15 protein-coding genes are annotated in these 21,981 nt (G+C 38.4%); 2 read left to right on the top strand and 13 right to left on the bottom strand.

Going from position 1 to position 21,981, the window contains the following annotated elements:
• The first annotated feature begins 297 nt into the window (after positions 1-297).
• Both JCM17102_RS31970 and JCM17102_RS18525 read left to right on the top strand, forming a co-directional pair.
• Positions 298-1,773: a 3-keto-alpha-glucoside-1,2-lyase-like domain-containing protein gene (locus JCM17102_RS31970; protein ID WP_245798623.1), complete on the top strand. Its 1,476-nt coding sequence runs from the start codon at positions 298-300 to the stop codon at positions 1,771-1,773.
• Entirely contained in the window at positions 1,773-2,849 is a 1,077-nt protein-coding gene (locus tag JCM17102_RS18525) for a DUF4855 domain-containing protein (RefSeq protein ID WP_051573001.1), read from the top strand. The genes JCM17102_RS31970 and JCM17102_RS18525 overlap by 1 nt, the downstream gene beginning before the upstream one ends.
• Before the next feature lie 571 nt (positions 2,850-3,420).
• Here JCM17102_RS18525 and JCM17102_RS18520 read toward each other — a convergent pair.
• The 13 genes from JCM17102_RS18520 to JCM17102_RS18465 all read right to left on the bottom strand — a co-directional run bounded on the left by JCM17102_RS18520 (position 3,421) and on the right by JCM17102_RS18465 (position 21,942).
• On the bottom strand, positions 3,421-4,518 hold the full coding sequence (locus JCM17102_RS18520) for an SGNH/GDSL hydrolase family protein (RefSeq protein ID WP_025076244.1): 1,098 nt from the start codon (positions 4,516-4,518) through the stop codon (positions 3,421-3,423).
• Entirely contained in the window at positions 4,515-5,600 is a 1,086-nt protein-coding gene (locus JCM17102_RS18515; protein WP_025076243.1) for an SGNH/GDSL hydrolase family protein, read from the bottom strand. The genes JCM17102_RS18520 and JCM17102_RS18515 overlap by 4 nt, the downstream gene beginning before the upstream one ends.
• Before the next feature lie 20 nt (positions 5,601-5,620).
• A complete protein-coding gene (locus tag JCM17102_RS18510; RefSeq protein WP_025076242.1) occupies positions 5,621-7,021 on the bottom strand; it encodes a DUF5009 domain-containing protein in 1,401 nt (466 codons plus the stop codon).
• A 2-nt stretch (positions 7,022-7,023) separates the two neighbouring features.
• The gene (locus JCM17102_RS18505; RefSeq protein WP_025076241.1) at positions 7,024-8,475 is read right to left on the bottom strand and encodes a calcineurin-like phosphoesterase C-terminal domain-containing protein; all 1,452 of its coding nucleotides are present in this window, start codon (positions 8,473-8,475) and stop codon (positions 7,024-7,026) included.
• An 84-nt stretch (positions 8,476-8,559) separates the two neighbouring features.
• Positions 8,560-10,032 (bottom strand): calcineurin-like phosphoesterase C-terminal domain-containing protein, encoded by a 1,473-nt coding sequence (locus JCM17102_RS18500; protein WP_025076240.1) that lies wholly within the window; start codon positions 10,030-10,032, stop codon positions 8,560-8,562.
• 177 nt (positions 10,033-10,209) lie between these two features.
• Entirely contained in the window at positions 10,210-12,180 is a 1,971-nt protein-coding gene (locus tag JCM17102_RS18495) for a glycoside hydrolase family 97 protein (RefSeq protein ID WP_025076239.1), read from the bottom strand.
• Positions 12,180-13,475, bottom strand: coding sequence for a family 10 glycosylhydrolase (locus JCM17102_RS18490; RefSeq protein WP_025076238.1), 1,296 nt, complete (start codon positions 13,473-13,475; stop codon positions 12,180-12,182). The genes JCM17102_RS18495 and JCM17102_RS18490 overlap by 1 nt, the downstream gene beginning before the upstream one ends.
• Positions 13,476-13,850: 375 nt before the next feature.
• Positions 13,851-15,203 carry an SGBP N-terminal domain-containing protein gene (locus JCM17102_RS18485; protein ID WP_081800237.1) on the bottom strand — a complete coding sequence of 451 codons (1,353 nt, stop codon included), beginning with the start codon at positions 15,201-15,203 and terminating at the stop codon, positions 13,851-13,853.
• Positions 15,204-15,495: 292 nt separating this feature from the next.
• The gene (locus JCM17102_RS28400; protein WP_275564431.1) at positions 15,496-15,783 is read right to left on the bottom strand and encodes a hypothetical protein; all 288 of its coding nucleotides are present in this window, start codon (positions 15,781-15,783) and stop codon (positions 15,496-15,498) included.
• 27 nt (positions 15,784-15,810) lie between these two features.
• Positions 15,811-17,505, bottom strand: a complete 1,695-nt coding sequence (locus JCM17102_RS18475; protein ID WP_025076236.1) for a RagB/SusD family nutrient uptake outer membrane protein — start codon at positions 17,503-17,505, stop codon at positions 15,811-15,813.
• Positions 17,506-17,531: 26 nt separating this feature from the next.
• Positions 17,532-19,325, bottom strand: a complete 1,794-nt coding sequence (locus tag JCM17102_RS31965; protein WP_275564430.1) for a SusC/RagA family TonB-linked outer membrane protein — start codon at positions 19,323-19,325, stop codon at positions 17,532-17,534.
• Positions 19,304-20,641, bottom strand: coding sequence for a SusC/RagA family TonB-linked outer membrane protein (locus JCM17102_RS31960; RefSeq protein ID WP_275564429.1), 1,338 nt, complete (start codon positions 20,639-20,641; stop codon positions 19,304-19,306). Before JCM17102_RS31960 ends, JCM17102_RS31965 begins: the two co-directional genes overlap by 22 nt.
• 53 nt (positions 20,642-20,694) lie before the next feature.
• The gene (locus JCM17102_RS18465) at positions 20,695-21,942 is read right to left on the bottom strand and encodes a family 10 glycosylhydrolase (protein ID WP_025076235.1); all 1,248 of its coding nucleotides are present in this window, start codon (positions 21,940-21,942) and stop codon (positions 20,695-20,697) included.
• Between the last annotated feature and the right edge of the window lie 39 nt (positions 21,943-21,981).

The raw sequence follows: 21,981 nt of genomic DNA, 5'->3' as shown, positions 1-21,981 counted from the left end.
CAGAGAATAAAATTCTAATATATTATAAAGAAAGAAACTGTTTTGAAGGAAAGCTTTATAGGTTTCAGGGAAGAATTAAATGCTGAAATATGGAATGTTACCGAAGAATCTATTTTAGATGGATTGTTGTAATATAAATGGAACGTACAAGATTGATAAATGATTACCGACTATGTGCAAATAGATAAACGCTTCCATTGGATTATTAGCATGATTGGTAATATTCGAATTAAATTATTAATTTTGTGACTTTCTGATATGATTGTATATCAGAAAAGTCCTTATAACATTTATATTATGAAAAGAAAAGTATTATTGAGTATTTTATGTACAATTCTTTCTTTGTCAGCATTAGCGCAAACAAAGATTATTGCACACCGAGGTTACTGGGAAGCGGAAAACTCAGCTCAAAATTCCTTAAGTTCACTTTACAAGGCAAATGAAATAGGTTGCTATGGCTCTGAATTTGATGTTTGGAGAACTCAGGATGGCGTTTTGGTTGTTTATCACGATGGTGAAATAAATTCTATGAACATAGAGAAAACTCCCTATGAAAAAATTAAAGATTGCAAATTGTCTAATGGGGAAATATTGCCTACTCTTGAACAATATCTGATACATGCCAAAAATTGCTCGGATTTGCAATTGATTCTAGAGATCAAGTCATCTACTCCAGGAGAAGAATGGACGAAAGCGTTGGTTGATGAAGTCGTTAAAACTGTAGAAAAACATAAGTTAGCCAATCGGACAGATTATATTGCTTTTAGTAAGGAAGTTTGTCAGGAATTGGTGAGAATACGTCCAAGTGCAAGAGTGTATTATTTAAGTGGTAATGCTTCTCCTATTGAATTGAAAGAATGGGGAATGACAGGAGCTGATTACTATTTTACCGGATTTACCAATAATCTGAATTTAGTCAATGATATGCACAGCCAGGGACTTCAGGTGAATGTATGGACAGTAGATGACCCTGTGATGATGAAACGCTTGATTGGTATGGGAGTGGATTATATCACAACAGACAAACCCTTGCTCCTCAAACAAATGATAAAAGAGTATGCGGATAAATATACTCCCATAGACTATCCTCAAGTAGATTTGTCCACTTTCAAAAAAGACAAGAAAGGATATATTACGATATTCGACGGTACTTCCTTTAATGGATGGAGGAGTTATGCTTCTGAAACTCTGGCTGACAAGTGGGTGTTAGACGATGGCGCGATGAAATTCGACAGCAAAAAACAAGGAAAAGGTGGAGAAATTATCTTTGCCCATCGATTTAAAAATTTTGAACTGGAACTGGAATGGAAAATATCTGAGGGAGGAAATTCCGGTATTATGTATATGATTCAGGAAATCCCCGGTCAATTTGGGGTAGCTTCTTCTCCCGAATATCAGTTGCTGGATAACGAAAATCACCCTGATGCCAAAGCGGGTAAAGATGGTAATCGGAAAGCCGGCTCTTTGTATGACATGATTCCTGCTAATCCTCAAAATGCCAAACCTTTTGGTGAATGGAATAAGACTAAAATAGTGGTGAACAACGGACAAGTCACTCACTATCAAAACGGTGAGAAAGTAGTGGAATATACAGTGGGAACTCCGGAATGGATTAAAATGCTGGATAATAGTAAATTTAGTGTGAGTGGATGGACAGATGCTTATTACCTGATGAGTAATTTTGGTGGCATCAAGCGTGAAGGTTACATTGGATTTCAGGATCATGGCAACGATGTATGGCTGCGTAATATTAAAATAAAAGTACTGGATTAATGATGAATCGTATTTTTGTATTTACAATTATCTTGTTCTGCTTGTCATCCTGTTCGTCCTCTCAAAAGGTAACGACAGAACAGGCAGTAGCAGAAGGTTATGCTCCCAAAGGAAGTATCCGGGATATGGTGTTGATTTATGATGGGGGAACTCACCGAAGAGAAGTATGGAATGAGGAACTGTTTCAGCCATACGTTTATGCTCCTCGTCAAAATGCTAAAGGAGGTGATTGGCTGTTTGATGGTTTTCTTTTTTTGGAAATCTTTGATGGCAATCGTTGCGGATTTGCTTCCGGTTATCGTCCAACCCCTGCTACAAAAGAGGATTGGATTATGTTAATCGACAAATATTTTACTCCGGGAAGAAGTATTTGTGCATTAAATGATTGCATAGAGAATGCAAAGTCTGTCTGCGGAAAGCTTCCTAAAAAGAGAAAAATAGTTTTATCATTACCGGAACCTATTCCAAATCAAAAGAATTGGGGTGAACTGGATGGAAAGAAACTTGATTTCTCAAAAGATGAAGACCGCATATCTGCCTGTAAATGGTATATTGATTTTATCACAGAACGATTTAAAAAGGTTCATCTTAAGAATGTTGAATTGGCAGGATTTTATTGGCTAGCAGAGGAAGCGACTCATACGCGGACATTTGTGAAACATATTGCCGACTATATTCATGAAGATAAACAGTCTTTTTATTGGATTCCTTACTTCAAATCTGATGGATATACCACATGGAAAGAGTTAGGTTTCGATAAGGCATATTTGCAACCGAATCATTTTTTCAATTCAAACATTCCGGATTCTCGCATAGATGATGCATGTAAGTTAGCACGTCAATATGGAATGTCGATGGAGTGTGAATTCGATGAAAGGGCGTTGAATGATAAAGCTCCCCGTATGCATGCATATATAGATGGATTTGAACGCAATCATGTTTTCGAAAATACGGATGTTGCCTATTATCAAGGAGGAAGTGCTTTTTATGCATTAAAAAATGGTTCGGAAAAAGATGTAGCGCTATATTATCGATTGGCAAATATTATCATTAAAAGGCAAAAAGCACGTCGATAAATTGTTTGGGCTATATTTTTTTATATTTAGAGTGTTGGGAGTGAGTCTTTAGTAGTTGAAAACCATTTTGAGTCATCGTCATATTTTTGCATAAACCTCTAAAATACAATCTATTGCATTGCGTCATCTTTTTTTATAGGACTTGCGGATATAATTTTTTATTTGCATACGCAACTTGACAAAGGAAAATAGTCTTAAAAAAGATGACGCATTTTATCATTCTGAATGATAGCGAGATAGAGAGAAATATGACGATGACTCAAAATGGTTTTCATTTACCAAACAGGCCTGTGTTAATAGAAAAAAGATGCTAATGTTTGTTTTCAACTATCCCAATGATTGAAAAAAACATTGGAATAAACCAAAATAAACTTCCCATAGATTTTAGATAAACTAATCGCTGTTTTTCAAGCACATCTTTCAAGTGATTCTTGTACTAGACCTATCTAATTCATGTACTTGACTTACCCGATCCTTGTACATCTTCTGAGTAACTCTAATACATCATTCGGATAACTCTAGTACTTCTTTCAAGTAACTCTAATACATCTTTTTGATCATCTTTTTATCTTTATTTTGTGAATAAGTCTTTTAACGGCCAATCCATAATCGTAGAAATATACGGTATGAGTGACATTGCCATTTTCGTTTGCCCCTTGTAATTAGGATGCCATACAGCACCTAAATCCGTCGTATTATTATAGAGTCCTTCTGGGAAAACAAACAAATATACTTGCGGATCATTCAAATCCTGGCGCAAGTGTTCCATATATCCTATAATTTGTCTTTGCGCTATAGACGGACTGATACAAAGAATGGGGACATTGCCGTAATAAGTGCGTAATCTACTAATCAATAACTTGTAAGCGTGGATAAACTCTTCTTCCAACGGATATAAATCCGTAGAAAAGTCGTTACTTCCTAAATTAATAACAACTAAGTCCGGCTTATATACTTTAAAATCCCACTTCTTCTCTAAGTTAATATCAAAAGTATTCAGCATTCGATCTTTCATTGTTACTGCCGATACTCTCACAGAGTCTCCATAATTTCGTACGACTCCTCTTCCCGAATGTGCAATGAAAGTATAATCCGTATTAAAATAACGGGATATAATAGCGGCGTATGATAAATTACAATTTTCAGTTTCCGCTTTGTAAGGTTCACTGCGGTCCTTACCTTCTGTTCCGAAGCCACAAGTCAGAGAGTTACCTATAAACTCGATATGCCTGAGCGGAATATTCATTTCTCTCTTCAACTGACCTGCCTGAGGTAATACAAACTGGTGAATAGTCGTTTGTCCCCATTCGCCTTCTGTACGTTTCTGAATGAGAATACGGTGAAATCCCTTATCAATTCCAGATATAAAATTGATCAATGTATCTTTGCCAGATACTTTTACTACCTTATGCAAAAGACTATCCACAAATACATTATAGTAATTGATTCCTGTATCTGAAAGCCGGATAGACAATTCCCCTCCCGAAAGCATGGTACGGAGATAAGTTCCGGTCCAGTCAAATGATACGGACCCATCTCCTTGTATTTCCGTACGACCGACGTATGAGATGTTTGAATTATTTCCTTTTAGACAAACTTTGCCTTGTGCATTCGTTTCCTGAAGCATACAAAAAGCAACCGATAAAACAGTAAGAATTATTTTCTTCATTGAACTTTTTTCTTTTTTATAAGTTTCTGAATGACAGGACATACTAAATCTGCATATCGCATCATTCCCAGATCTGTAAAATGGATACCATCGACTGTCGCTTCCCCGTCGTCACCCAACATTTTGTCAGAATGTATCAGATATATATTTTTCTCTCCTTTCTTTTTCAGAAGGGTAAAAATCTCATTCAAAGTCTGATTCTTCCTCTGCACTTCACGCGCAATATTCCGGTCGAACAGCGAATGAGTAAAAATAGGATCTTCTATAAAAACAATAGGCGTATCAAGATGTTTCTTACGGATAATGTTATAGAATGTCTCCATTCGTTCTTGCATTTGTTCAACAGAAGCGTTGGGTACAAAATCCAGCACAAAGACGCTGGCATCCACTTCTGCCATGATCTTGGCGACTTCCAAGTCAAGTAAAGCGTTTCCACTAAACCCGAGATTGATACATTCTCGATTCAGTCTTCGTGAAATGATATTAGTATGTGCCATTCCGGGGCGATTGGCACAGCCACCTTGTAAGATACTGGTTCCGTAAAAAGCAACAGGCTTCGTCCGGACCGGAGCATCTACAGCGGGTTGTGTAATACTTGAAAGCGAGTCTACTCCGATAAATAACGAAACTAGTCCGTCATAAAGCGGCAGGTAGAGCATATACTCTCTTTCTTCGGGTTGCATATGGGCAATAATTGTAGCTTGGGTCGTTTTTCCAGTAGGGCGACCGCTATTAACAAAACGCCACTTGCCATCTTTTTGCAGACAATACAGATCGAGTCCTTTTACACCCACATCCGTCATATGATTCATGTGGTTATTACCGAGAGTTTCCCATTTAGCCGCAATCTGCGTTGAGTTACTACGAAAACGTATCGCCATTCCGGCAGAATTACGGCTTAAGCTCCACAAAGGAGCACGTGAAATATTCTTTAAAGAATCCGGGAACCGTTCGTACCGAGTTCCGGTTGCTCCGGCAGCCTTACCTAATAGAGGAAAATGGGTAGCATCATGATATACGATCTGAGTATATGCATGGCACATCATCAATAACATTGCAAAAATGCAGATTCTTCTTTTCATTTCGATATGGTATTATAAATTTAAGTTCTCCAAAAACATCTAATTCTGGTAAAGAACATGGTTATTACTACTGCTAACATTGTCAGAAGCACTCCCCGCAAGAATCCCATCCAAGCGTTGGAGTTAAAATAAACCAGTAGTGAAGCTATTCCTGTCAGATTAGCTACGGGCATTACCAATAGATCAACTACTACGTATGCCATCATCGGATTCTGTCCGGGCATCACCAGAAATCGAGTGCTTTTTACACAGCGAAAATAGTCACATATTATATTCAGTAACAACAATCCCATGAAAGCTAAACCGGAAGTAAGGAACAGATAACTGAATGTAGCCGGATCTTTTTTTATTCCCCCCTGAAACGGTTCAAAACACAGACCGAGTATGATTAAAAAAGTTCCAGCAATAAAGAGCTTCCTCCACAGTTCTATAAAACCGGTTCCTTTTCGTAATAAAAAGATCCCACCTGTCAGCGACATGCTATTTACTATCAGATTCGGGATTGTTGCATGTGTGTAAAGTCCTGCCAAATTTACAATAATTAAAGCTAATGTCAAAAGAATCATTCCTATAGCTTGCCAAATATTTGCAGAACTTATAGTAGAGACCGTACCGGACTTTAACCAATCCCTTAAATATTCGCCTGCCATACTTCCCGGGATGACAATGAAAAGATATTGCAAGTATTCAAAATGGTAAGCCCAAGGTAGTGGAGTATAGTTAAAGACTGCTTGTGTCCAGGAACCTTCGACTCGGCTACTCAATAATATAGCCATCAGAATGGGAATTACACCGATCCTGATCCATCGGTGATTTATCGTAAAAATATAAATAACGGAACCGAATACGGCCATATTCGCCAGTAATAATATAATAATATTACTGAATGCCACATCGAAGACTCTTTCGTGTGCATAGCGGGTAGTTACCATCATGATTACAGCTATTCCGTAAGCTACTATTTTAATGCAAAGATGTGCCCAGGAAGGCATTTTAACAGGAATACGGATAAACATTGGAAACAATACGGCAAAGCAGAGTATCGCCAACAACCAGGAACGCATATCTTGCGGATCACTCAAGATATGCGGATAAAAATGCTGAATAAAGATAGCAAAGAAAGTTAGCTGAATTCCTCGTTTGATAGCTTCATATACTAATTGTATTTTAGAAACTCCTTTTTCTATTCTTTTTCCTATTGAAAAAGGGAAAGCAGCCCCCATTGCAAACAGAAAGAAGGGGAATACAAGGTCTACCCATGTAATTCCTGTCAGACTTGCGTCAAACGTTCTTTCGGGAGGAGGAGTTTGAGCGTGGTACATCCATCCGGGTAAAATATTCCATGCCACAGTTGCCGAAAGTACCATTGTAATAATGGCATATCCCCGGAGAGCATCTAAAGCATAGGCTCTTTTTTCCATCTCTATTTAGAAACTGTTTGTATATACTTTTTGCCAAAACGGTCGGTTACTTTAATTTCAATGCGGGCATTTTTATTTTGAGGAGTGGCACGAAACAGATGTTGGGTGGCTTTTGGAGCAATCCAGGTGTAAACCATCTTTTCCTTATCTGCACATACGACTGAAGCATATGGATCCAAACCTGTATATTTAACCATATCTCCCATTCGTTTACCGTCTTCCAGCCATTCTACTTTCCATAGTTTATCCCAGTTCCATACATTTGCTATAATATCTGATGGATAATCTTTGGACGAACCTACGGGATAAGTACGAAATTGATGTTCTCTAGGGAAACCGGAACTTTTATAATACCACTTCACATCCTTTCCATCTACTTCATACACGCCATATCCACGCGGAGTTCCGTCCAGACAAATATCAGCTTTCCACCAAGTACCACAAACTGCTGCTGTATTGTGTTCCATCAAATTGTTGTTGAATACTACATTTAGATTATAGTGAGTATGTCCGGTGATGAGATGAGCCTTATAGGGTTTCAACATTTCATGAAGTGCTCCGGCGTTTACCATTTGATCACCGATCATAGCATAATTATACAAAAATGCTTCTTGTTTTTCTGTCTGACGGGAAGGTATGTGCATGATAAAGAAAACAAGTGAACCTTCGGGGACAAAAGATAAATCTTGTTCAAGCCAGGAAAATGTTTTTTCATCCAGATAGCCCATGTAGAAATAATCTCGTCCGATAAAGAAATTATTGTCTACTACCACATAATGAGCATTTCCTTTATTGAATGAATAGTAAGAAGGGCCGAAATGCTCTTCAAATGTTTTGTAAGACGTTTCGTGCGTCCGTCCGTCATAGTTCATGTCATGATTACCCATTGTCCGGTAAATAGGAATATCCAACTGTTTTACTCGTTCCAGATAATCAGGATACAGAGCAGGATGATCTCCCACAATATCTCCACAATCAACTCCGAAAATATCGGTGGGAGCATAAGACGAGAGAAGTTGTTTGCAATCGTTTACCACATTCTGATAGATTTTTAATTCCTCTTTTGTGGTCACTTGTATATCAGCCTGAACGATAAAAACATGAGAAGTGTCATCCTTAGGATTCTTGTTTAAATCAAAATTATAGTTCTGCTTTTTAGAGTAGTCTACGGGAATATAGAATGAAGGAATGGTGCCGTTTCTATCAGTTAGATAGCCGGAAGGTGTGCATATATATACAAAACGGCTTTCTCCTAAAGTCGGGATAGTATATTTCCCGGAAGCATCTGTTTGTACACAACGATATCCGTCGGTGACCATTACTCCTTGAACTCCTTTACCGTCACAAGTTACTTTCCCTTTAAGAATTTTGACCGGATTGGCAGCCTGAGTGGAGAAGCTCAGGCAGATACCGATTAAAAAGATGAAAAAGATGCGTAATCTATTTATTTTCATGATACATATTTTTTATTTTATAGATTTATCGTATTGAATGTTTGTTCATCATTGTAATCTATTATATTCAAAGATTTCAATAATTTACATAGATTGTTTCATTTCCTGTGTATAGACTTTTCCGCAATGATCGGTTACTTCCACTTTAATATTGGAATCTTCTATTTGAGGAATCGCATAGAACAAATGTTCAGTAACACCAGCTCCTAGATATTTATGTTTGAAAGTGGAACTGTTTTTCTCACAGTAATTGTAAATTGCAGGATCATAACCGGAATAACGGGTCATTTCCCCTCTGTCAATACCATTTTCATACCACTTAACTTTCCAGGTTGAATCGTAGTTCCAGACATTCGCTACAATTGCATCTTTTTTATCACGACTGGCACCTACCGGATAAAGTTCAAACTGATAGTTTCTGTCTTTTCCCACACTCTTATAATACCAAGTAACTTCACCCTCATCAAATTCATAGACCGCATATCCTCCCGGAGTTCCGTCGCAAGCCCATGGCGCTTGCCAGAATAGTGTGGATAATGGAGCGTGTACATGCTCGTAAAGATTGTCAGCCAGAACATAATTCTCATTGTAGTGTTCGTGTCCCGACATAATATGTGCATTATATGGTTTAAGCAATTCGTAAAGAGAAGAACGATTATTCATTACTTTCATTGCCGATTCTTTACCCCATTCTTTATTGCGGGCTTCTCTTGAATAAGTCGGAATATGTATAGCTACTACCACTGTACTTCCCGGAGTCACTTGCTTCAAGTCTTGTTCTAGCCATTGAAGTTGTTGTTCGGTCAGATAACCTGCATATAGATAACTTTTTGCCAGGAAGAAAATATCATCTAATATAACGTAATGCACATTTCCTCTGTTGAATGAATAATAGGTGGGACCAAAATAAGATTTATAGGTGCTACGGGCATATTCGTTGGAACGGACATTCAAATCTAAATCATGATTTCCGATTACATAGAAGAAAGGAATTTTTGTTTCCGAGATCGCATTAATCATCGGTGAGAAATAGCTTGGCTTTTTATTGATATCGCCAATAATATCTCCGCACACAATTCCGTAGGCCGGTAGTCCGGGATAACTGGTTGCTAATAAATCTTTAACATCCTGTGAAGCCTGACGCACTTGCGGCATTTCTTCATCAAAATAGACTTGAGGGTCTGCCCATACGACCAATATGTGTTTCTTATTATCTTCCTTTGACCGGATTAATTCAAAATCCATACGCACTTTTTTTGATGTCTTAGCAGGAACTTTCTGAAAGAAAGCCGGCACTTTATCTTTCATTGGCACCTCAAATCCGTCAGGAAGAGTGATATAAATATATTCCACCTCAGAAGTACTTGTCATGGAGTACTTTCCTTGCTTGTCGGTTATAACGATTTGTGTTCCATCGGTCACAGGCACATTAGCTATGCCTTTGCCTGCGGATGATACTTGCCCGTAATAACATACAGGATTCACTGCTGCCTGTATATTAGAGACCAACAGTCCCCATTGAAGTACACATAAAAATAATACTAGTTTCTGTTTCATTTTCCAATCCTTTCTATTTTTATCAGACGTGTAAGCGGTTTGTTAATTTTATGCTATTCCACAGAAAAACGACTCCGTCATTCGATTTGAATGACGGAATCTGTTGTGTACTAGTGAGAGATAGCAAGATGGAAAAAGTATAGAATATAGAAAGTACTTTTTTCATTACTATATCTTTTATTCAACCGGTGTGAGGATAGCTGCCCAACCGCCACCTTTAGCCATTGTTATATTGATAATTTCTCCTTTGCTTACTGTTACTTCTTCTGTTTTAAAATCCGAGGCATGGACATTGGCGTTTATTCCGTCTTTGAAAACTTCCATTTTATATTTCGGCGTATTTAGAAAATCCAGTTTCACTTCAACTGTACGTGCATTCCAGTCAGTCAATCCTGCCAAATACCAATTCTTGCCATTTCTGCGGGCAATAACCAGTTGCTCTCCGATTTTAGCTGTGATTGCTTTGGTGTCCTCCCAAGTAGTCGGTATGCGTGAGATAAAGGAAGCAAATTCGGGAGCTCTATAGTAATTTGATGGAGAATCTGCCAACATTTGCAACGGACTTTCGTACACAATATAAAGTGCAGCTTGGTGTGCACGAGTGCCTAAACTGACAGGATGTACAAAGTTGATATAAAAATCTTCAGCAGTTGCATTACCTACTGCACCGGGAGTATAATCCATTGGACCGGCCGCCATTCTTGTAAATGGAAGAATCAGGTCGTGTACCGGATTAATATCTCTCGAATCCTTATCATGTTCCATACCTAAGACTCCTTCGAAAGTCATTACGTTCGGATACTTTTTCTGTAACCCTGAAGGTTTGAAAGAACCATGAAAATCAACTAACAATTTACGATCCATAGCTGCTTTTCCTACTCTTTCGTAGAAATTAACCATATATTGATCAGAACGTTGCATGAAATCAACTTTGATACCTTTGATTCCCCATTTCTCGTATATGTCCAGAATACCTTCCAAGTCTTTATCGAGCGGATTCCACAAAGTCCATAATACTAGGCCTACATTTCTCTCTTTCCCGTAACGTACTAGTTCTTGTATATCCAACTCGGGAATTGCCTCTTTGATATTCCAAGTTCCTGCTGACCAACCTTCATCTAAAAGGACATATTCAATACCATACTTCGAAGCAAAATCAATGAAGTACTTATAGGTATCGGTATTTACTCCAGCTTTAAAATCTACTCCATATACGTTAAGAGTGCTCCACCAGTCCCAGGATATTTTACCCGGTTTTATCCATTTTGTATCATTTGTAACAGAAGGAGAGGCTAGTTGATAAGCTAAATTGTTTTCCACCACCGCTTTATCATCTTCATTAATCATCAACACTCGCCAAGGATAAGTTCTTGTCCCTTGAGTAGCAGCAATATAGGAAGCCTTCTCAAGGAGAACTTCATCACGATCTGCTCCTTTTTTCAACTCACTCTTTAACACAACAGGAGGAAATTCCCCCGTAAGAGTCCGGTTCCGGTCGCCCGTCAGGAATAAGTTGGGATAATCAAAAAGATCGGATTCCATTATCACTACTTTTGTTCCTTTGGGGGTAGAAAGGTAAATGGGAAGATATCCTTTCATCTCTTTGGTTAGAGAGTTCAGGTTTAATTCATCGAAAATAGCTTCGCAATGAGTGATATATTCCTGATTCTTCTCACGAGGCCAGTATGCTTTGCAACCGTCTATCCAGTTTTGCTGAACAGTTTCACTATTTACATATACTTGGGGGGATTTGAATGTTGTTTCGAACCGATAAGCCGCTCCATTATTGTATACCCTGAATACTACGGCATATCCACCTTTGCAAGTTAAAGTCAGCTGATTATATTGATCTCTGATAATCCGCTGTTTAGTTGGAACAACAGCTGTTTGTTCCGAATCGACTTTGATTGTCTTAGCTTTTATCACCGAAGGATTTACTCCTGGTTGTACTGATTGTCCCTTAATATTCATTTGCATCACACTGGGATTCAAAATCTGCTCTCCGTTGTAATCAATGCTCCAGCTTAGCTGTGTGTCAGCTGTTACCGTTACTTTGATTTTTCCATCCGGTGAATTGACAAGGTAGTTCTTAGCTTGAATGACCACGCATGTGCACAAGATACATAATAGTGTAAGTGTTCTTTTCATCATTTTTCTACTCGATTAATGCCCTCCTTAATTGCAGACCATGAATTTTTATTGATTACATGAGATATCTCAAAAACCATCAGACCATCTGTGTGTTTCATACACAAATAAACTGCGTCAGATGTTGCTTTATTATCGTATGAATAGGCCGGAATGGAACCATATACTTTACAATCTCCTTTTGTATAGTTGTCATAGGTATTGACGAAGTTTTCTACAGACCAAACAGATCCCGGATTTTCTGAAATCCAGACTGCATCTGCATAAGCACCTAAAACAAAGACATCCAATTGATCTGCAAATCCAGTTTTACTATAGTCTGCTGTATATATGGAACTGGCAGCGGGAGAATATGATTTGCTAGCCCAGTTTTGTCCGACACTGTAGCGTGAACCCCAATCGGCTGATGCCCACAAATGAAGCTCTATACCAGGATTGATAGCTTTAATTTTAGAACTGATATTAGTGATCAGATTGGTTATGGTCATTGAACGGAATTCAATCCATTTATTATACAAACGTCCGATACCTCCTGTAGAGGTAATTATATCATTTCTGGTAGTTACGGTTTCACCGCTATAGGTTTGAAAGGCTTGGATTGTTGCATCACTAAAACCATAGTTACCACCATACCAACGACAGTAGTCTAAGCTGAAACCTTTCAACTTGGGATATTTGGTTACTATTTCTTCTATGATAGAAATAACATAAGTTTGTACTTCCGGTAAACATGGATTTAGCATGGCGGCATCTACGTCCGTCTGATTACGAATATCGACAAGATTATTCGGATCGCTGTTTTTCATTTCTACTTGGGTTTTTCCATCCCATCGGGAATCGTCATAAATGATTCCTTGTTTATCTTTCGTATAACCGAATCCCATTGCCGATATGGAAGCAATTACATCAATATCCAAACGTTCCGCTTCTTCAAGCCAAAAGCTAAGGTAATCCCAATCCCTGGTAACAGTTTCTGTTCCCCATTTTTCTAATTTAGGCAAAATATCACTATCGTATAACGCATAACCGATACCGGGCTTTACATCCAAATAGATTTCATTGAAACCTGTATCTTTTATTTTCTCCATATAAGAAGTGATAGCAGATTTCGTTGCAAAACGGCTAAAGTTAGCATGTGCATCAATCCAGATAGCTTTAGGCTTATTGGTTTTGTTACCGGAATTACCCGGTTCCAAGGGGATCTCTTTTCCATCATTGTTGTCTGTGTTATTCTCTTCCGTATTACAAGCGACGGCAAAGAAACTTAAAGCAAGCAATAAAAAGTACTTTTTCATGATTTTCGATTAATTTGATTTATTAATTGCATAGGAAATCGTTTGCTAAGTATAAGTAGTAAATCGGTTAAGTATAAGTTATAAATTAGTTGATATTCCCCAATTTCCTCTTTCTGTCATTCAGACAACCGTAGGGAGGTAGAGTCTATTCTCTGAAGTATACTGAAAGAGAAGATTCTTCGCTCTACTTTAGATGACAAATTGTTGATTGTTTGGAAGAATAACAAATTCTATCTATAAACTACTACTGACAAATAGAACTTAATTTTTTCAGGCACGTAATTACACGTTTTTAAGTATACGAAAAACCGTATTTTTCGTGTAATCAGTGCCTAAAATTAAGATCTAATGGTTTGATTCATGAGTCATAAGGTATTACTCAAAACAAGTCATTTTGTACGTGTAGAGTCCGAGGCGACCAAACCATACTGCCAAGTAAGCTTCTTCGTTGTCTTCATCCCAATACCAGTCTACCCATGCACCAAAGCTCCAAGCACGATTTATTCCGTAAGCGATGTTCAGATTCTCATGTGCCAATGTTTGCAGATCAGAACTCAACACAGCAGCTGCGTGCCACCAAGCTGTACCACTAGTAACGACTACATAACTCTTACCATTAATAGGTAATGCAGAAACTACAGGAGCACGACCACCTCCACGAGCAACAGTGAATCCGGTTCCTACCCACCAAGTTTGCAAAGTGTTTTGCCAAAGTGCAGGCATTACATTCAGTGTTGAGCCTGCATACGAATTAACATAGCAATGAACACTGTTCGCAGCATTTGCTGTGCCTTCAGCATCCCCTACGACATAAGTTGGCTGATCTGAATCATCCAATGGTGAAATCATTTGGAATTGACTACAATCATTACTTGCATAACCTGTTTTAATTGTAGAATATTCAGAAGCTAAACGTCCTCCGGATACTTTTATTCGATAGTGTGTACCGTCTTTGTCACGTGGGGCAAGTGCTGTGATCCAAGCATTTCCCGTAATATCTCCGGCTACCTGGAAGTTATTTGAAAGGTCACTAGTAGATGGAGCCATACTTATACCAATCTTACCCACAGATACAGGTACATCTGTTGGCTTAATCCAATAGAAAAACTCAGTCTCATTGCCCGTTACGACAACCCCCACACATCTTCCTTTATAATCAGAAGTTATCATTTTCAAGTCAGCTAGTGAGATAGAACCTAAATTCAGAGTACCGGCGGCACTTAAAGTTGTTTTATCAACGACTTTAATGCCAAGTTCCGAATTGCCGGTAGCTATATAACCTCGTGACAGCAATACAATATAGTTACCACAATAAGCATGGTACATTTGTAAATCACCATATTGTTTACTATCCGGTAGGTTGAAGTTATTTACTTCTCCCGGATACCCTAACTCAACAAAGCTCTTTTTTGTTCCGATTTCGGCATAACTAAATCCTGAGCCGTAGGGCATTTTATCTGAAACAGTCCAAGTTACGGTATATTCTTTCGTTGTAGATTTGTCTTCCGATACAACTGTATATTTTACTCCTCCTTCCTGAGCAAAATTCTGAGGTTCGGTCGGGTCGGGAGTAACAGTAGCTCCTTTGGAAAGATAAAACACAGGAACAGCGGATTTCAACTCTTCAGCAGCGTCAAGATAAGGAGAGACTTTGATCTTAATATCATTTTCGCCAATTGCAGAATTGAATACTGTCCCACTTGTACCTGTTACCTTGAAAGAGATCATGATATTAGCTTCACGACCCAATTTTTCACTTAAGCTCTCTTCACAAGATCCCAAGAATAGGTACAACCTAATATGGCTCCCAATATAATTTTTGAATTTAATATTTTCATTTTACAGTGTATTAAATATGATTCTCATTATTCATAATAGCCTCTGACACGATATCGGCGAGTTGTACCAACACCGGATTTCACAGAGATAATAATTCCTTCTCCTGTAATATCATGTTTACCAGTCAGAGAGGGGGTGATAAATTCATCATACGTAACTGTTGCTACCAGATAAACACTAGCTAAGTTACATCCTCTTCCAAAGATTTAGGAATGGCAAACAGGATCAGACCATAACCACCCTCAATATCTTCTTGAGTAAATTCACCAGACATTAATTCATCGTTTTGGTTATACTCATATATTTCTCCTCTGAATTCACCACTACCATGAGATGCTTTACAAATCATTTGTGAAATAGTGTTCGTTCTATGCACAAATTCGTCATCGGCTTTAGCGCAACTTTGCAATAAAGTAGTTAGCATAAAGACGCTTAACATCCATACTCCAATTTTATTTATAACTTTCATATCGAATATCTTTTAGTCTTTTATTAATTACCAATAAGGATTGTTCTCGCATAGTTTATTGTTAGCAGTTTCCGCAGTAGGCAAAGAGAAATAATAATATTTCTCAAGGAAGACGCGAGGAGTTCCCCCATCACATTCTACTTTCTCATAAGTGAAAGTATCATCTGCAGATTTTTTGATTTTTACACCATGCGCATTTTTCCCGTTAATCACATTTTCTGCCAGTTTCCAACGACGTAAATCCCAATAACGGAAACCTTCGCCAGCTAATTCTACGCAACGCTCTTTGCGTAATAATGCCATAAATGAGTCTTCATCAGGAGCGTCCGTGGTTGTTTTATCCAATAATCCAACCCGGTTTCTAACTTCATTCAATGCACCGAGAGCTTCTGTTTTATATTTGTTATAATCCAATTGCGCATAAGCTTCTGCTTTGTTTAATAGAACTTCTGCATAGCGGAGAACTGCATCGTATTGCCAGCTATGGTCATTGACAAAAGTGGTATTATTTTCTTGTAGATATTTACGCAAATAATATCCTGTACAGGTATGTCCGTTGGTAGAACCGCTTTGCGTGAATGCACTGAATCCGTCAGTTCCATCAACATATGTTTGGATAGTTCTGCCTTCCCAATCGCAACCATTGTACATAATAGTTGCATGAAAACGTGGTTCACGATCTGTATACGGATCTGCATGGTTTTCTGCATAGGTATTCCAGTCGAAAGTTGTGCCGTCTTTAAATTCATAAAGGTCAGCCAGTTCGGCTGTCGGCACATGTTCCGCATACACTTGAGTGGTATAAACAGCATTATCACCAAACGGACGATTGTAGCGATCGTAATTATGTGTGACACTTCCTTTCTGGTAATACAGAGCGAATAATATTTCTTTAGAATTGTCTTGTCCGCCGTCTACCTGAAATAATTTTGCATAATCATCAACCAAATCACCGCCTTGTCTTTTTACTTCTTCTGCAGCGTCGATTGCCACTTGCCATTGTCCGGCAAAGAGGGCTATGCGTGAAACAAGCCCATACGCAGTTTTCTGTGTAGCTCGTCCGGTCCATGAAGAATCCCATTCTTTGGGCAAATGCTTGCCGGCCCATAATAATTCATTGATTACATAGTCCCAACTTTCAGCTTCGGTTAAACGTTTACGATGGATATCAGCTTCATAAGAACCATCATCCACGCCATTAGTACCCGAAGTCTCTGTACGGAGTACTATACCACCATATACACGAATCAGACGGTAGTATGAGAAGGCGCGACAGAGACGTACTTCCGCACGACGGATATCACACCAGTCTTCACCATATTTAGGTGCGCCATATCGAGTGATTTCATCTAATAATACATTGGCACGACGAATACGTTCGTACACATCACTCCAACATTCGAATGCTCCCGCACTACCTGTTGTAAAAGCATTGGTTTGTAATAAAGCCTTGTTATAATGATGGTTATACTGGTCCCATGCAGTAGATTTCATTAAATCAGAGTAGCTGTCATAGAATACCGAACGACTGTTTGCTACTTGAGAAACATCGGTAAACGTTTTGTATGCAGCGGTAATATACATTTCTGCGGCACTCTCTGTATTCCAAACAGCCAAGTCGGACAACACAGTTGTGTCATTCAGGTCCAATACATCACATGAAGCTATTCCTAAACTTAGAGCTACAGCACCTATTAAAGTTTTAAGTGTTCTTTTTTTCATTTTTATCTCCTCCTTACGTTAGAAAGTTACATTAAGCCTAAACTAAAAGTCCTCTGTTGCGGGTAATATCCGTTACTTACTGACGGGCTTTCAGGATCGACGTATTTAAAATGACTCAATGTAAGCAAGTTAGTACCTGCCAAGTATATGTTTACACGAGTAAATGGAGTCTTTTTCAATAAGTAATCGGGTAAATAATATCCAATATTCATATTCTTCAATCGTAAATATTCACCATTGACAACCCACCACGATGAACGCCAGGCATTGTTTCCATTAGGAATAGTTGTCAGACGAGGATATTTGGCATTGGTATTCTCCGGAGTCCATGCACCTTCGATGAGGTAAGAAGGTGAGTTACCACCTGTACCAAACGGACTAGTGTAGGATGTAGCGGCTGTTACTCCCGTATCATATACTCCTGACAACTCATAATCACAATGTGTTACTCCTTGCCAAAGCATATTCATGTAGAAGTTTTTGTAGTTTAATTCCATATTCAATGAGAAATTGATTTCCGGTACACCACCATAACCTATTTTCACGTAGTCATATTGCTGATTAATAATACCGTCACCATTTACATCACGATATTTTAAGTCACCTAGATTAATTGTTCCGGATGGTGCTGCCGGATAGTTTTCCAACTCTTCCTTGCTCTGGAATAATCCTAGCGCCTGATAACCATAACGTGCGTTCATTGATTGTCCCAATACACCACGATAGTTAGGATAATTGTCTGTTACTGCTTTCTCCAAAACGCGATTGCGGGCAAAGGAGAAATTTCCTGTCAATTTATAATTCCAGTCCTTATTGATACGGTTATTATGTATTAAAGTAAGTTCGAAACCTCTGTTGTCTACTTTTCCTGAATTCTGATAGCTTGGATAATAACCTCCCAATGAAGTAGGATAGCTACCACTTTTACTTTCCAGAATGTCTTCGGTCAATTGATAGAATACATCAAATTCTACAGCTAATTTCTGATTCAGAAGATTGAAATCTATACCTAAATTATAACTTTTAGTAGTAGACCATGTTAAATTACGATAGATATACGGATTCTTAGAGTAGAACTGTGCTATAGCGCTATTTCCTAAAACCATACTATTATTGGCTACTGCAAACGTGGAGTTATACAAATAGGGAGTTACATTATCATTACCGGATTCACCATAGCTTGCGCGGACTTTGAAGAAATCTATAAAAGGAAGAGCCTTCTTGAAGAAATTTTCTTCAGACATAATCCAGCCAACTGAAACTGATGGAAAGAATCCCCAACGGTTCTCCGGTGCGAAGACATATGATCCGTCATAACGGAAAGCAAACTCAGCCAGATATTTTTGATTATATGCATAGTTTAGACGACCTGCCCATGAAGCTTGTCCTGTATATGAGTGTGACCCAGTTACCGGAGTCTCAGGGAAAGTAGTACCCAAAGTCAAATCAACCGGATCATCACTATAATAGCCTAATTTTGTTCCGGTCATTGTATTGGTAGAGTTCTTTTGCGCTTCATAGAAGAACAGCGCGCTGACATGATGTTTGTCAAAATCACGAGAATAATCTACCTGTGGACGGAATAACCAAGTATCTCCCCATGAAGCGGATTTAGTATATCCTCCACCTTCAGTGAAACCACTGGCCCCTGCTACTCCTTCATCAAATGTCTTATTTATATAATACACTTGATAATAACGGTCATAGCCGGAATCTGCGGAGTTACTGTAATTATAGGCTGCAAATACGGAGGCTTTCAATCCTTTCAATGCATTGGTCAGACCTGAAAAGTTATATTCTAATTTATAATTAGAATCCAATACCCAACGAGTTTGACGTTATATCCTGATTCCGTTAAAGCTGCATAACCGTTTACATAATAACTACCTCCCATCCATGCAGTAGGTAGTCCATTATATTCGGATTTTATGACTGGCACAGAGTTTATAGCTTGTCTAACCGGGTCGAATTCTGCCTGATTGCCTATTGCAGTACCTGGCCAATCTCTATCTAAGCGATACCCGGAGATATTCGTTGTGAATTTAAGGTTTTTAGCTACCTGAATATCTAAATTTGCACGTATATTATAACGAGTAAAGCTCGTATTCTTTAAAGTACCTTCCTGATCCATATAACCAAGGCTGGCAAAATACTTTGTTTTTTCGGTACCTCCGGATGCTGAAACATTATGTTGCTGAGTAAGGCCGGTTCTGAATATTTTATCCAGCCAATCTGTTTCACCCCAAATACTATTAGGATCGTTACTTAATACTTTGTTTTGAATATCTGCTGTCCAAAGCGGAGTAAGCCCATCCATTTCACGAGCCTTGTTATGCCAGTACATGTAATCTCTGGCATTTAAAAACTCTGGCATTGCAGTGTTCTGAGTCATGGTGAATGATGCGTCATAGGCAATTTTTGCTGGTCCATCGCCACCGGATTTGGTGGTGATCAGGATAACTCCGTTTGCGCCCTGCACACCATAAATAGCAGCCGAAGCGTCTTTTAAAACAGAAATACTCTCGATATCATTTGGATTCACATAGTCAATCGGACGAGGTACACCATCTACAATCACCATCGGAGCGTTATCACTAAACGCATTCATACCGCGTACATAAAGAGCAGTTCCATCTGCACCGGGTTTACCGGAGGATTGGATACTGGTCAATCCGGAAACCTTACCAGTAAGTAAGTTGGATACATTTTGCATCGGAGCTTTCAGCAGTTCCTTTGCACTTACTGATGAAACGGATCCCGTCAGATGTCCTCTCTTTTGAGTACCATATCCTACGACTACGACTTCGTCCAATGCTTTGGAATCTTCAATTAAGGTAACTCTGATCTCTGAACGACCTTGTAATGCGACTTCTTGGGTTTGATATCCGATAAACGAGAATACCAGTGTTGAATTCGGATCTGAAACATTCAAAATAAACTGTCCGTCAATGTTGGTAATAGTACCATTGGACGAGTTCCCCTTTTGGCTAACATTAGCACCGATTAACGGTTCTTTGTTAGAGTCATACACTGTTCCTTTCACATTTATAGTATTCTGTGCCTGAATGCCTAAAGCTGAAAATGAACAGATCAATAAGGCTAAAAGCCTTATACTCCATTTGACTTGTTTTTTCATATTAAATATTAGTATTAATAAAACAAAAAGTAATTTATTTCATTTGTCTTTCTTTATTGTTGTGTTTCAGCACGTTCAATGCCTTCCTTTATTCCATCCCACAAGTCCATTTCTATTACTTGTACGATATCAAAAACCATTAAACCTGCTGATTTTTCGAGACAGATGTTGACTGCGTCAGCTATATTTGTTTTATGATTTAAGGCATAAATGGTTCCAAATACACTACAGTCATTACCAATTAACTTTTGTGCACGAGCTATCCCATATTCTATAGATTCAGGATCACTCATTCCATAAATTCTTTCTAAATAGGTTCCACATAGGAACGTGTCGAGATATGGAGCAAAACCAGTCTCATTGTAGGCCTCTGATCCCCAAGGATAATTGAGTGAAAAATCAGATTTCGGGCTTGCCCAGTTCTGTCCTTGTCCATAAATCGCATGAATCCAGGAAGCAGCCCAATATTCCAGTTTTATTTTGTTGTTAATAGCATGAATATTATCACGTACTTCTTTGACAAAACTGGATATTACATGAGAACGGAATGCCCACCATTCTTTGTAGTAGATACCGGGATTCTTTGTTCCATCTACATTCCATGTATATACGTCTTGGGGGAAATTCTTCACCTTTTTGCCTAAATATCGTTCAAATGCTTTGTGAGTCTCTTTAGAAAAGTCGCTGTTATCGGCCGGATATCTGCAATAGTCCAATGCGTAAGCGTCCACATCATAATTCTTCACTATTTCTCTGACGATACTTAAAGCGTATTTACGGACGTCTTTGCGTGCAGGATTCAAAAAAGCACCCACTTTTTGTTTGTCATCTCTGATATCAAACATTTGTCCATTGGGAAAATATTCCAAACATGTTTTTCCATCCCACCGTTTATCTTTGTAAACCAAACCCTCACTTGTTCCGGGATGTCCTGCAGTAAACATGGCTGTAGAAACGGTTACTTTCAATCCAAGACGATGAGCTTCATCTATAAAATATTGCAGGTAATCCCAATCTCTGTGAACGACTTTACCCTTGACAGTGGTAAGTGGAGGAAGAATTTTGCTTTTGTATAAAACTTCTCCATAGATTGGTTTTACATCTACTACTACCTGATTGAATCCTACAGACTTTGCTTTTTCTAAATAATAAGAGATGGAGTCTTTGGAAGCAAAACGTTTAAAGTTGGCTTCTGCGTCAAACCAAAGATATTTTGGTTTTTCTTTACTGAACGTTTTTGCAAATGAATAATTTGTAGTAAAGAATAATATAAAAAATGCTATAATGGATTTGTTCAACATTGTTCAAGAGTTATATAGGTTTTTATGACTTCTTCTTTA

It is taken from the genome of Bacteroides faecichinchillae JCM 17102 (assembly GCF_000614145.1).
Classification (GTDB): domain Bacteria; phylum Bacteroidota; class Bacteroidia; order Bacteroidales; family Bacteroidaceae; genus Bacteroides; species Bacteroides faecichinchillae.
This window is presented reverse-complemented; position numbering and strand designations above follow the sequence as displayed.

Excerpts from the sequence above, each read along its gene's own strand:
- JCM17102_RS18505 (WP_025076241.1), bottom strand. The coding sequence starts at position 8,475 with ATGAAAATAAATAGATTACGCATCTTTTTCATCTTTTTAATCGGTATC.
- JCM17102_RS18520 (WP_025076244.1), bottom strand. The coding sequence starts at position 4,518 with ATGAAGAAAATAATTCTTACTGTTTTATCGGTTGCTTTTTGTATGCTT.
- JCM17102_RS18525 (WP_051573001.1), top strand. The coding sequence starts at position 1,773 with ATGATGAATCGTATTTTTGTATTTACAATTATCTTGTTCTGCTTGTCA.
- JCM17102_RS18465 (WP_025076235.1), bottom strand. The coding sequence starts at position 21,942 with ATGTTGAACAAATCCATTATAGCATTTTTTATATTATTCTTTACTACA.
- JCM17102_RS18490 (WP_025076238.1), bottom strand. The coding sequence starts at position 13,475 with ATGAAAAAGTACTTTTTATTGCTTGCTTTAAGTTTCTTTGCCGTCGCT.
- JCM17102_RS31960 (WP_275564429.1), bottom strand. The coding sequence starts at position 20,641 with ATGAAAAAACAAGTCAAATGGAGTATAAGGCTTTTAGCCTTATTGATC.
- JCM17102_RS18495 (WP_025076239.1), bottom strand. The coding sequence starts at position 12,180 with ATGAAAAGAACACTTACACTATTATGTATCTTGTGCACATGCGTGGTC.
- JCM17102_RS28400 (WP_275564431.1), bottom strand. The coding sequence starts at position 15,783 with ATGAAAGTTATAAATAAAATTGGAGTATGGATGTTAAGCGTCTTTATG.
- JCM17102_RS18475 (WP_025076236.1), bottom strand. The coding sequence starts at position 17,505 with ATGAAAAAAAGAACACTTAAAACTTTAATAGGTGCTGTAGCTCTAAGT.
- JCM17102_RS18485 (WP_081800237.1), bottom strand. The coding sequence starts at position 15,203 with ATGATCTCTTTCAAGGTAACAGGTACAAGTGGGACAGTATTCAATTCT.
- JCM17102_RS18500 (WP_025076240.1), bottom strand. The coding sequence starts at position 10,032 with ATGAAACAGAAACTAGTATTATTTTTATGTGTACTTCAATGGGGACTG.
- JCM17102_RS18515 (WP_025076243.1), bottom strand. The coding sequence starts at position 5,600 with ATGAAAAGAAGAATCTGCATTTTTGCAATGTTATTGATGATGTGCCAT.
- JCM17102_RS31970 (WP_245798623.1), top strand. The coding sequence starts at position 298 with ATGAAAAGAAAAGTATTATTGAGTATTTTATGTACAATTCTTTCTTTG.
- JCM17102_RS18510 (WP_025076242.1), bottom strand. The coding sequence starts at position 7,021 with ATGGAAAAAAGAGCCTATGCTTTAGATGCTCTCCGGGGATATGCCATT.